At 69.6% G+C, this 12377-nt stretch carries 7 protein-coding genes; 6 read left to right on the plus strand and 1 reads right to left on the minus strand.

Going from position 1 to position 12377, the window contains the following annotated elements:
• The first annotated feature begins 166 nt into the window (after nucleotides 1–166).
• The 3 genes from ACFQLX_RS24640 (at nucleotide 167) to ACFQLX_RS24650 (ending at nucleotide 5999) form a co-directional block, all read left to right on the plus strand.
• Nucleotides 167–664, plus strand: a complete 498-nt coding sequence (locus ACFQLX_RS24640; RefSeq protein WP_386418601.1) for a hypothetical protein — start codon at nucleotides 167–169, stop codon at nucleotides 662–664.
• A 395-nt stretch (nucleotides 665–1059) separates the two neighbouring features.
• Nucleotides 1060–3141 (plus strand): DUF6801 domain-containing protein, encoded by a 2082-nt coding sequence (locus ACFQLX_RS24645; RefSeq protein ID WP_386418602.1) that lies wholly within the window; start codon nucleotides 1060–1062, stop codon nucleotides 3139–3141.
• A 251-nt stretch (nucleotides 3142–3392) separates the two neighbouring features.
• Entirely contained in the window at nucleotides 3393–5999 is a 2607-nt protein-coding gene (locus ACFQLX_RS24650; protein ID WP_386418604.1) for an RCC1 domain-containing protein, read from the plus strand.
• Between the two features lie 165 nt (nucleotides 6000–6164).
• Here ACFQLX_RS24650 and ACFQLX_RS24655 read toward each other — a convergent pair whose 3' ends face one another.
• Entirely contained in the window at nucleotides 6165–7463 is a 1299-nt protein-coding gene (locus ACFQLX_RS24655) for a serine hydrolase domain-containing protein (RefSeq protein ID WP_386418606.1), read from the minus strand.
• A 932-nt stretch (nucleotides 7464–8395) separates the two neighbouring features.
• Between ACFQLX_RS24655 and ACFQLX_RS24660 the strand changes: the two genes are divergently transcribed.
• From ACFQLX_RS24660 to ACFQLX_RS24670, 3 genes are all read left to right on the plus strand, one after another.
• On the plus strand, nucleotides 8396–9943 hold the full coding sequence (locus ACFQLX_RS24660) for a polyketide synthase dehydratase domain-containing protein (RefSeq protein WP_386418608.1): 1548 nt from the start codon (nucleotides 8396–8398) through the stop codon (nucleotides 9941–9943).
• Nucleotides 9940–11190, plus strand: a complete 1251-nt coding sequence (locus ACFQLX_RS24665; protein ID WP_386418610.1) for a glycosyltransferase — start codon at nucleotides 9940–9942, stop codon at nucleotides 11188–11190. Before ACFQLX_RS24660 ends, ACFQLX_RS24665 begins: the two co-directional genes overlap by 4 nt.
• A gap of 154 nt (nucleotides 11191–11344) precedes the next feature.
• On the plus strand, nucleotides 11345–12377 hold a 1033-nt coding region (locus ACFQLX_RS24670; protein ID WP_386418612.1), incomplete at its 3' end, for a lytic transglycosylase domain-containing protein.

The following is a 12377-nucleotide window of genomic DNA, read 5'->3' on the forward strand; positions in this document are numbered from 1 at the left end:
GCCTGCGCCGGAGGCTCCGGCCCCCGCCCCGGCCCCGGAGCCTGCCCCGGCTCCTGAGCCCGCCCCGGCTCCTGAGCCTGCCCCGGCTCCCGCGCCGGAGCCTGCTCCGGCTCCTGAGCCCGAGCCCGCCCCGGCTCCGGCTCCGGTTGGTGGTGGCGGTATCCCGATGAAGTTCAGCCTGACGGGTTCTTCGTTCCTGAAGGCTGCGAATGGCACCATCCCGCTGACCGGTGGGGTTGACGTCAAGTTCAACCTGGCCGCGAAGACGTACGAGGGTGCGCTGACGCTGAACGACACGACCGGCAAGCTGAAGCTGCTCGGCTTCATCCCCGGTACGGCTGACGTGCGCTTCGTGCAGAACAAGCCGCTGACGGGCACGCTGCAGACCAACGGTGACATCACCGCTGACGCGCAGGCGTGGATCTACCTGCCGAAGCTGACCGCTCTCGGTCTGAAGATCGGTGGCGGCGCGGAATGCCGTGGCAACAGCCCGGTTGACCTCGACCTGGCCGGTACCGGCTTCGTCGCGCTGAAGGGCGGCAAGATGGCGGGCGTCTACCAGATGCCCTCGCTGGAGAACTGCGGCATCATGAACAAGTTCCTCTCGGCCTTCGCGGCCGGCGGTGGCAACACCATGGGCGTGAACCTGACCCGCATCCCGTAAGGGCGGATCACTCACGGCCAGCAGGAACTGCTGAACCCGGCAAAGAGCAGAAAACTGGGCCCCCGAAGCCTTCCAAGGCTTCGGGGGCCCGGCCCTTTCCCTCACCAGACCGCTGTCAATCTTTCGAGAGGTAGAGCGGGTTGGTGGGCCTCTTGGCATCTGACGCTCAAACGGAATATTTCAGCGTTCATGTGTCTGATAAGGAATCACAAGTTCCGTAAGCGGTTGCCGATGTGACGTTGACGATGCGTGAGGAGGGGGTAGTTTCTGGTCTGTTTCCTCCCCCCTCTTCGGTACTCGCCCTGCCGTGGAGAGGCCTGCCTGGTCCAGGAGTTGAGCGTTTACCCAGGACTGGTGGGCCAGTCCGTCCCTTGCTCCTTCGGAAAGGCCGACGCATGAGTTTCTCCAGAAAGGCCAGGGCGAAGATCGCTTTGGCGGCCACGACCGCGGTCGGGTTGATCGCCGGGTTGCTGGCGGTGCTGGCGCCACAGGCTGGTGCTGTGCCGCTCTCGCTCTCGCAGACCTACACCTGTATGTTCCCGCTCATCGGGAACGACCCCATCAGCATCGACATCTATTCGGAGATACCGACGCAGATCAAGAAGGGCGAGCCGACCGGCGCTTACTGGGTGCTGGCGGACGCCCATATGGGCCCTAACGTCGCAGACGGTCTGAACATGACCGGGGCGGTGTCCATCTCGGGGAAGGCAGTTGCCACGGCGGTCGTGAAGCGCCCAGGCGCCTCAGACCTGACGGTGGATGTGACCACCGATGTGGCTCCGGCCGCCGTACCGCGGACCATGACAGGCTTCGACATGAAGGCGCGGGGGGAAACCCCGTCACTGACCTTCGACAACCTGGGTATGGGGCAGATCGACGTCACGGGGCTCAAGCTCGTGGACATGGTCGCCATGGACGCCGCCGGCAACCGGGTCGACTGGGGTGTGCACTACAACGGTGGCAACGCCGACCCGCTGAAGTTCAACGCCATGTGCACGCGCACCTCGACGGCCACCCTGCTGCACACCTTCGAGGTCGTCGACGAGGTATCACCAGAACCCGTGCAGGTCCCCGCACCCGCACCCGCACCCGCGCCTGAACCCGCACCCGCGCCTGCTCCCGCGCCTGCTCCGGCACCCGCGCCTGAGCCTGCACCGGTGGGCGGGCCCGACCCGGTGACGGGTCACCTCAAGCAGACTTACGACTGCGCCTTCCCGCTCATCGGAGATGCCCCGGTGAGTGTGGAGACCTACGCGGAGTTCCCTGCGGACTTCAGTAAGAACGTGGTGTCGGATCCGATCCAGTTCCAGACGGACATCCGCATGCCACTGCAAGTCTACGAGATGATGGATATGGTGGGCGGTAGGCAGCTCTCCGGAAAGCTGACGACGAAGGAACGAGTGACACGTCCGGGACAGACGGATGCCGTCGCCCTCATGAACAGCCGGATCGAATCGGTCGATGTGCCACAGAGCGCCGGACCGTTCGATTTGACAGCCTCTGGTCTCATGCCCTCTCTCTTCTTTTCGGAGGAGGGCACTGCGACGATCACGATCAACCCTGTCAGGTTCGTCGACATGGTCGCCCTGGACGCCGCCGGCAACCCGGTCGAATGGGGTCTGCACGACAACGATGGCAACGCCGACCCGTTCAAGTTCAACGCGAGTTGCGTACTGACTTCGTCGGACACGCTGCTGAAGTCCATCGAGGTGGTCGACCGCGGAGACCTGCCGCCGTCGCCTGAGCTTGAGGTTGCCCCCGCGCCTGCTCCGGTTCCTGCCCCCGCGCCCGCGCCCGCTCCTGCCCCTGCCCCGGAGCCCGCCCCGGCGCCGGAGCCTGCCCCCGCCCCGGCCCCGGAGCCTGCCCCGGCTCCCGCGCCGGAGCCCGCCTCGGCCCCGGCCCCGGCCCCGGAGCCTGCTCCGGCTCCTGAGCCCGAGCCTGCTCCGGCTCCGGCTCCGGTTGGTGGTGGCGGTATCCCGATGAAGTTCAGCCTGACGGGTTCTTCGTTCCTGAAGGCCGCGAATGGCACCATTCCGCTGACCGGTGGGGTTGACGTCAAGTTCAACCTGGCCGCGAAGACGTACGAGGGTGCGCTGACGCTGAACGACACGACCGGCAAGCTGAAGCTGCTCGGCTTCATCCCCGGTACGGCTGACGTGCGCTTCGTGCAGAACAAGCCGCTGACGGGCACGCTGCAGACCAACGGTGACATCACCGCTGACGCGCAGGCGTGGATCTACCTGCCGAAGCTGACCGCTCTCGGTCTGAAGATCGGTGGCGGCGCGGAATGCCGTGGCAACAGCCCGGTTGACCTCGACCTGGCCGGTACCGGCTTCGTCGCGCTGAAGGGCGGCAAGATGGCGGGCGTCTACCAGATGCCCTCGCTGGAGAACTGCGGCATCGTCAACACCTTCCTCTCGGCCTTCGCGGCCGGCGGTGGCAACACCATGGGCGTGAACCTGACCCGCATCCCGTAAGGGCGGGACTATGACACCGCCCGGATCAATCACGGCTGGTAGGAAGCGCGCTGAACCCAGCGAGTAGCAGAAAGCCGGGCCCCCGAAGTCAAGGCATCGGGGGCCCGGCTCTGGAATCTCCTCCCACTGGACCGAATCGATCGTTGCTTTTCCCGCGAACTACATGTCATGACCCAGCAGGATCTTCAGGAAGGTCTGAGATGCGTTCCCGTGCGAGGAAGATAGGCGCCACCCGTCAGAGGCTCGCGCTCATGGTGGTATCGATGGCGTTGGCCGCGGCCGCGCTACCAACCAGCCACGCGGCAGCCGAACCTCCCCAGCCAACCGCGTTCGACCACGGCATCCAGAAGAACACCGCTCCGGGTACGCACGGCCCACTGCCCGCAGGGTTCTCCCGTACCGAGCTGACGGTGAAGTTCCGCGCCGACCGCAAGATACGACTGACCGGCGACGGACGCACGCGACGACTCGTCGCCCACGACTCCAGGGACGCCAGAATCCTCCAGCGGATCTTGGACGACTACCCGGGCGCCACGATCCGACGCATGTCGCAACGCTCCGAAACGGCGATCACCGCCGAACGCGTCAAGCTGGAGAAGAACACCAAGCGTGCATTGCCCGACCTGAACGCCTGGTTCGCCGTGGCAGTCCCCACCGGCATCGAAGGGCTGCTCGAAGACCTCAATGCCCTCCCTTCCGTCGAGATCGCCCAGTCGATACCCGAACTCACTCCCTCCTCCGAACCACTCCAATCCCGACAGCTCTACCGCAACCCCGCGAACAGCAGCGCCGGAGCAGGAGTCGACGCCGACTACGCCAACGCCCTCCCCGGCGGCAAAGGCCAGGGGATCACCCTCACCGACGTCGAGGGAGGGACCAACCTCATCCCGAGAGGCCCGGCGAACAGCTTGGCGTCGGGGAATGCCCACTCCCTGATGGTGGCGGACTCGATCGGCCACGATGAGGTGTGGGCATGGGGGGCCAACAACCGTGGCCAGCTCGGCATTAGCGGCGTAGCCGCCACTAACACCCCTTGGAAAATTCCCGGATTGACGAACGTCATCGCGGTGTCAGCAGCTCAAGACCATTCAGCCGCCCTCCTGGCTGATGGAACGGTATGGATGTGGGGCGAGAACGGCAGTGGACAGCTGGGCGACTCCACAACGACCGACCGCCCCACCCCGGTCCAGGTACCGGGCCTCACCGGAGTGACGGCCCTCGCGACCGGCCCCAACCACACTCTTGCGGTGTTGGGCGACGGCACCGTCAAGGCGTGGGGCTCCAACAGTTACGGCAAGCTCGGTAACGGCACCACGACCAACACCCTCTCGCCCGTCCCCGTCCCCGGGCTCACAGATGTCACGAACGTCGCAGCAGGCTTGAACCATTCCGTGGCCCGGTTGGGGGATGGAACCCTCCGTAGCTGGGGGCGCGGCACCTCGGGGGAACTCGGCACGGGCAACACCGCACACAGCTATGTTCCCACCCCGGTATCAGACATCACGGACGCGGATATGGTCAGCGCGGCCGGGAGCCATACGCTGGCACTCACCTATGGCGCTACCGTCATGGCCTGGGGCCTGAACACGCACGGACAACTCGGCGACGGAACGACCGTCAAGCGCCTCTCGCCCATCACCGTGCCCGGCCTCAGCAACATCACCGATATTTCCGCCGGATCGGACTACAGCGTCGTACGATCCGCGCGGGCCGGGACCGAAGCGCTCGCCTGGGGCAACAACAACTCAGGCCAGCTCGGCGACGGCACAACGGTCAAGCGCATGGTGCCAACTGTTGTCGCCACCCCGGTAGACCTGGTCCGTGCGGGCAAAAGTCACACGGTCGTCAAGACTTCGGCCACGACACCCGAGCTCAAGGCATGGGGTTCCAACACCAACGGCCAACTAGGCGATGGAACCAGCATTTCCGCAACCAGCGGGACAAGCGTCGTGACCCGGCTCAACCAGTGGAACACCTGCCACGAAGAATTCACTTCCAGAGCCACCTCCGCCGGACCCCCTATCCGCCTTCGCCCCATGGCCGGCGATCCATGTGAATCGGGCTCTGACCAAGGACATGGCACTGCCTCGGCAGCCGTAGGAGGAGCGGCTGACGACAATGGGGCCGGCATCGCTGGCATCGCCCCTTACGCGAAGCTGCAACTCAACACCACGGCCGATGCCGCTTGGGGTATCGATGCCGCGATAGCGACCTCGCAGGCGGGGGATGTGATCCTGCTGGAGATCGCTAAGGCATATCCGGCAGACGGGAGCGGCAAGTGGTGGCCGGTGGAGTACTACGCCGCCGCGTACGATCAGATCGTGCTGGCCACCGCCAAGGGGATCACGGTGGTGGAAGCCGCCGGCAACGGCGACAACAGCCTTGACGACGCCAACGATGCTTACGCGGTCACCATCATGGACCGCCCCGATTCCGGTGCGCTGATGGTCGGCGCGGGCGAGCCGCCGAGCGTCGCGGGTGTGAACTGCGCGGGCAGCGGTCGCCCGCTGGCCAGGACGCCGGTAGTCAAGTCCCCCACCTCCTTGGGTTCCACATACGGTTCACGAGTGGATGTCCAGGGCTACGGTCTGTGCGTAACGACAGCGATAACGTGGAGCGGCGCGGCGGAACCGAACAAGGTTTACTCGGTCAACTTCACAGGAACATCCGCCGCGTCCGCCATGATCGCGCCGACCGTCGCCGCCCTCCAGGGCGTGATGAAAGCACGCGGGCAGCTCCTCACTCCCGCACAGGTGCGCGATGTCCTGCGGAGCACCGGTACGCCCCAGCAGCCAGGACCCCGCCACATCGGCCCGCTTCCCAACCTGCGCGCGGCCATCGAGTCCGTCGGCAACTGAATGAACCGGCCCGACTGTCGCTGGCTTCGCCGAAGCGCCAAGGAACGAGGTGGGAGACCGGCCGCTCTCCCACCGACGCCACCGGAGCGCCGGGGCGGTGTCCGAGTGGGAAGCTCGGACACCGCCCCGGCGGCTTGCAGCTGGTGCGGGTCGTGGGTTCCCGCCTCAGACCGCGGCGTTGGGAAAGTAGAGCGGGGTGTAGTCGGTCTGCTGGTAGAAGGCGTAGGGGTCCGTACTGCTGCGTCCCTTGTTCAACGCTGCCGCCAGGTCCGGAACCGAAGTGAAGTGCGACTTGTTGATGATCCCTACGACCGAGTGCCCGGTCGACCACTGGAATGCGTGGCTGAGGAGGCCGTTGAGGCGGCCCGTGTTCTCGCTGATGTATCCGCTGCTGCCGAATGGCGTCACCCGCCACCCGTAGCCGGACCAGGAAGCGGCGTTCGGCGCGTACGCCTCGGACCTGCTGCGGATCTCGCTGACCGCGGCCTGGCTGAGGATCGTCGGCTTCGTGCCGTTCATCACCTTCATGAACTGGAGGAAGTCCACCGCGCGCGCCAGCCATGACCCCGAGCCCAGATAGCCGTCGAGGTTGTACTCCCCGTAGGGAGCGGGAACCTTCGCGCCCGAGCCGTCCATCACGGTGGTGGCCGGCGGAGTGCCGGAGGGGACGTGGTAGTTGACCTCCCCGCCGGCTTTGACGGTGGTGTGGCCGAGCCGCATCCTCGTGATGCCCAGCGGGCTGAGGATCCCGTTCTGCACGTACGTCTCGTACGGGACCCCGGCAGCGTCGGCGATCAGGTGGCCCAGCAGGTGGTAGCCGGTGTTCGAGTAGGCGTACTGTCCGGCTGCCCCGTAGGCCGCGTCGGTGCGCGGCTCCAGGGCCCGCAGCCGGTCGGCCCGGGTGGGCGGGAGGCTCGCGCTGATTCCCCGCGCCCGCAGGTACAAGTAGGTCGCCAAGTCGCCGTTCTCCGGCGGCTCGGCCGCGCCCAGGCCGCCCTCATGGCGCAGCATGCGCTGCACCGTCGCCTCGCCGAGCTTCGTCGACACCGGCGACAGGCCGAGCCATGGGATCGCCGTCTCGGTGCGGGAGAGCGCGGAGCTGTACAGCATGCGGGTCGCCGCGGCAGCGGTCACCGACTTGGACAAACTTGCGATACGGAAGACGGAGGTGTCGGTGACCTGCTCCGCTGGGTCCTGGGTGAGGGAGTAGGAGCGGAACGCGAGGATCTTGTTGTGCATCGCCACGGCGACTTGGGCCCCAGGTATGCCGTGCGCGAGCATCAACTCCATCATCGCCGTGTCGAACGGCTCCAGGCCGGGGGCGAGCCTCCCGACCACGGAGCCCTGCCAGCCCGCAGGCACCGCAGCGTGTGCGGGAGTGTGGACGAGGGCGGGCGCGCCGACGGCGAGAGCGCTGACCGCCGCCCCGCGCAGGACGCCGCGGCGGCTGGGGTGCTGGGGCATCGTGGTTCACCTTTGCGTCAAGAGAGCGGGCGGTGGACGTGCCTGCGTGCGTGCGCCGTCGTGCGCGGCGTGGCGCGGGCCGAGCGTAGGCGAAGGCGGCCATACGGGCTGTGCCCGGGCGGTGATTGGTGGGTGCTGTGATAAGCGCTCGCGGCTCGTTGCTCCGCGTCTTATAAAGCCTTTAGTTCCGGGCAAGGACGCCGTTGACCGGGGAGGTTGGGCTCATTACGGTGCGGTTTCAGGCCGGAAAACTCGTCGTGAGGTTCGGCGGTCAAGTGTGGGGGATTCATGCCAGCTGCGTGGCGGGGCTCGTATGCGGTCCGCATGCCGCCTGCCGTGCCACCGGCTGCCGAAATCTTCCGCCCGACGGATTCGGCAGGAAAAGACGACCTCTTCCCCGCTGCCCTCCTCTCCTCGGGAACGGGCGACTCGTACGCGTCTTCCGCATACGAGGCGGTGGAAGTGGGAGGGGGTACGGCGCAGGGCGAGGCGCCGTACCCCGTTTCCTCCCGGACCCACCTCCTCGCTCCATTGGGGGAGGCGCCGGGGTGGCTGGCCGAGCAGCTGCCCCGGTTCTCCCAGACGGCCGCTCAAGCCGGAACAGACTTCAGGGCGGCCCGATGACGGGCGCCCTCCCTTCCTCGCGAACGGCGAGGAACCCGCGGTCGCGCGCCGCCCTCACGGCTACCCGGCCGGAGGCTGATGAGTGGCCCTCATCCTCCGGCCGGGTTCCCAACCAGGGACCTGAGGCGAGCAGTTGTCCCGTCCCCGCGGTACGGACCGCCGCGCCGGCCACGTACCGGTGTGCCGTACCGCTCCAGCCGGCCGAACTGGCGGTGCTGTGCGAGGGGGGGACGGTCCGCCAGCGCGCCGGGTGGCCGCACCGCGCGGATCGCCGGCCGGTGCTGACTGCGGGAGCCTCACTGCGGTTGATGGCCGAGACGGCCGAGGCGTTCGCGCCGGCCGCTCACGCCCGACTCGTGGCCGTGCGGGAGCTGCGCTTGGAGCGCTGGCTCGCGCTCGTACCGGAGCCGCCGGCCGGCGAGGAGGGCGGGGAAGACGCCTCCGGGTGGTCCGCTGACGTCGGCATCACCGCCGAGGTCACCGCCGAGCCGGAACCGGACGCCCTGCGCGTCGCGCTCGGCCCGTACGCCTGTGCCCGTCTCACGTTCGCCGACCGGTATCCGCCGCCTCCCGCGCGGTCCTGGCGAGAGGAGGCCGCACGCGGGGACACGCCGCTCCCCGACCTGGAAGCGCTGGCTCCCGAGCGCTGGAGCCTCCCTTACGCGCCCCGCCTCGTCACCGCCCTCGCCTCGATGGGGGAGCGCCAGATCAAGGGCACGCTCACCGTCCCAGGCCGCCCGGGCAGTGTCCTGGACGCGGTGGCGCAGCTCCTCGGCTGCTGGACGCTGGCCCATGGCGCCGGCCATGAAGTCGCCTTCCCCGTCCGGCTGCGCGGCCTGCGCTACTTCACCCCCGAGCCGCCCCCCGGCACCGAGCTGACCGCCTCCGTCAAGCTGACGTCCACCGCCGCCGCCATGCTCACCGCTGATATCCGCCTGGCCACTCCTGACGGTGCCCTGCACGCCGAACTCCTCGGCTGGCGGCAGCGCCGCGTCAGCCTGCCGGGTGCCCGCCGGGGCGTGGGCTTCCCTGAGCGGCTCCCTCTCGCCACCGCCCACCCGGCGGGTTTCACGCTGCTCCTCGACGCCTGGCCGAAGCCTCCGGCCAGGGAGCTGATAGAGCGGACCTATCTCGGCGCGCGGGAACGCGAGGAGTACGCCCGCCAGCCACTGCGCCACCGCCGCTCCTGGCTGCTGAGCCGGATCGTCGCCAAGGACGCGGTGCGCCAATGGCTCTGGGCGAACGGCGGAGGCGACATCTTCCCGGCGGAGCTCGCGGTCCGGTCCGATGGCATGGGCGGGCTGCGGGCGGAAGGGCGGTACGGTCGTACGCTGCCCGAGCACCGGATGGCAGTGGCCCGCGTCGGCGAGGTGGCTGTCGCCCTGCTCCAGCCGGGGGACGCGCTCCCCAGGGAGCCGGGCGCCGGGTCGCGGGCGGGAGGTGTTCAGGGAATCAGCGTCGTCGCGCTCAAAGACGCGCGTCCCGGGCGCCTGAACGCCGCCGAGTCCGCCCTGCTGGACAGCCTCGCAGCGCCGGGGGAGCAGCGCTCCCGCTGGGCGGCCCGCTTCCGCGCGGCGAAGGAGGCGGCGACCTCGACGCAGGAGCGCGGGGCGTGGAGCGACGTACTCGCCGCGAGCGCCGAGGAGCTGACCGTACGTACCGTTGACGGCGAACTGCCAGTCCGCTGCGTCGAGTTGAGCGCCCCCGGTGGGGGAGTCGCCGCCCGTACGTATCTCGTCGCCTGGACGGTCGCCGTGAACGCCCACGCCACCGACGGGGGCAGGGCGGTCCCCGTGCGGCCTCCCACCCCTATCCCGGCGTCCGACCGGGGCCACGGAAACGGAGACCGCGCATGAGTCGCCTTCTGTTCGTCGTGCCTCCGCTGGACGGGCACGTCTATCCGCTGGCCGCGGTCGCCGCCGCCCTTGAGGAGCACGGGCATCAGATCGCCTGGGCGGGGGATCCGGTTGTCGTGGCGCGTACGGTCGGCAGCAAGGCGACCACCTTCCCCTGCACCGCCGACTCCGACGCCGACTCCGACTCCGACTCCGACTCCGCCGCCCTGCCCGGCGCGGAGCCGGATCCCGGGAGCGGGCCTGCGAGTGCGGAACTCCGCGGCACCGCCGCCCTCAAGCACCGCTGGGAGCACTACTGGGCCCCCCTCGCCACCACGATGGCCCCCGGACTGACCGCCGCGGTCCTGGAGTTCGGCCCCGACCTCCTCGTCACCGACCAGCAGACCCTCGCCGGATCCCTCGTCGCCGAACGCCTTGCCGTCCCGTACGTCACCGTCTCCTCCACCGCCGCCCCCACCAGCGGCGCCCTGCTCGGCATGCCCGAGCTCGACGAGTGGAACGGGCGCCTCCTGGACCGGCTGCGCCAGCGGCTGGGCGACGCCTCCGCGCTCTACGACCCCCGCTTCTCCCCCCGCGGCACCCTGGTCCTGTCCACCCCCGAACTCACCGGCCCCCAGCCCGCCGGCCGCGGCCCTCTGCGCTTCCTGGGGCCGGCGCTCGGCCCGCGCCCCGAACCTGCCGGCTTCCCCCGGGATTGGCTGGACCGCGCCGACCCCCGGGGTCTGGTCCTCATCACCCTGGGCTTCGGCTCCCCGCCGCCGGCCGACGCCTTCCTCCAGCAGGCCGTCCAGGCGGTACGCCGGCGTGCGCACCGGCTGCGCGCCGTGGTCGTCGACCCCGGCGGTGTGCTGGGCGAGCCCGCCGCGGACGCCGACGTGCTGGTCGTACCCGAGATCCCGCAGCTGCGGATCCTCGCGCTCGCCGAGGCGGTGATCTGCCACGGCGGCCACCACACGGTCGCGGAGGCGCTGTGGTACGGGGTCCCGCTGGTCCTCGCGCCCATGCGGGGCGACCAGCCGGTGGTCGCCGGCCAGGCTGTTGCGACGGGGGCGGCGGTACGGGTGCGCTTCGGACGCACCGACGCCGACCGGATCGGGCACGCGCTGGACTCGGTACTGATGGAGCCGGGCTACGCGGCGGCGGCGCGACGCGTACGTGACTCCTTCCGCACGGCCGGCGGCGCCCTCGCGGCCGCGGACCACCTGGAGGAGCTGGTGCTGGAGGTCGAGGAGGGGCCGTGGACTTGAATCAGCGCCCGCCTCTGTACGGCACGGGCTTCCCGTATGGCACAGGCATTCCGTACGCTCCGGCCAGACCACACCGCAACCTCCGCGCCGCCGCCCTGCCCGACGAGCACGCCGCCCACGCCCCGCCGGACCAGACCCGCGAAAGGCCAGTACCGTGAGTCGCCACAACAAGCACCGCAAGCCGAAGCCCCCCCGCCACGACTGGCGCGGTGGTGTCGTCGGCTCGGCTGTCGCCGTCGCCGGAATGGTCGTCCTCACCGGATCGCAGGGCCCCGCGACCTTCGCGGCGCAGCACGAGGGCGACGATCCCGCCGGCGCGCGACCGCAGGGCGGCACCGGCGAGGCATACGGGAACACCGCCCCCTACCACACGGACCTGCCGCCGCTGTCGGTCGCGGAGGCCGCCGTGGCCGACCCGCGAACGATCGTCGATGCCGCGCAGGCGACGTTCGACCAGTCGGGCATCCCGGCCACCGTGCTGGACGCCTACCGCAAGGCCGAGCGCGTCCTCGCCACCCAGCGCGCCCAGTGCCATCTGCCCTGGCAGCTCCTCGCCGCCATCGGCAAGGTGGAGTCCGGACACGCACGCGGCGGCCGGGTCGATACGAACGGTACGACGCTGAAGCCCATCGTGGGCCCGCGCCTGGACGGCGGCGGCTTCGCGCGGATCACCGACACCGACGGCGGGGCGTACGACGGGGACGCCACCTACGACCGAGCGGTGGGCCCCATGCAGTTCATCCCCTCGACCTGGGCGCGTTGGGGCAAGGACGGCAACGGCGACCGCAGGACCGACCCCAACAACATCTACGACGCGGCGCTCGCCGCCGGACACTACCTGTGCGCGAGCGGTAGCGACCTGCGGACGTCGAAGGGCCTGCGGCGGGCGATCCTCAGCTACAACCACTCCGATACGTACGTGCGCACGGTGCTCGCCTGGCTGGACTTCTACCGCAAGGGCACCCGCGCGGTACCCGACGGCACCGCGCCGCTGCCCACCACCTCCGGCCCCGGCAACCCGAATCCGGCGGACGACCGCCCGCGCGACGAGGGGCAGCCGCCGATCGTGGTGGGCCCGACGCCGGACCCCACCCCGGAGCCGACGCCCACGGAGCCCACGCCTACGGAGCCGACGCCTACGGAGCCCACGCCCACCGAGCCCACGCCTACGGAGCCCACGCCCACCG

The sequence above is a fragment of the Streptomyces polyrhachis genome (assembly GCF_042663125.1).
Taxonomy (GTDB): Bacteria; Actinomycetota; Actinomycetes; order Streptomycetales; family Streptomycetaceae; genus Streptomyces; species Streptomyces polyrhachii.

Coding starts and splice junctions, on each gene's coding strand:
- ACFQLX_RS24655 (WP_386418606.1), bottom strand. CDS start 7,463: ATGCCCCAGCACCCCAGCCGCCGCGGCGTCCTGCGCGGGGCGGCGGTC.
- ACFQLX_RS24645 (WP_386418602.1), top strand. CDS start 1,060: ATGAGTTTCTCCAGAAAGGCCAGGGCGAAGATCGCTTTGGCGGCCACG.
- ACFQLX_RS24660 (WP_386418608.1), top strand. CDS start 8,396: ATGGCCGAGACGGCCGAGGCGTTCGCGCCGGCCGCTCACGCCCGACTC.
- ACFQLX_RS24650 (WP_386418604.1), top strand. CDS start 3,393: ATGGTGGTATCGATGGCGTTGGCCGCGGCCGCGCTACCAACCAGCCAC.
- ACFQLX_RS24665 (WP_386418610.1), top strand. CDS start 9,940: ATGAGTCGCCTTCTGTTCGTCGTGCCTCCGCTGGACGGGCACGTCTAT.
- ACFQLX_RS24640 (WP_386418601.1), top strand. CDS start 167: ATGAAGTTCAGCCTGACGGGTTCTTCGTTCCTGAAGGCTGCGAATGGC.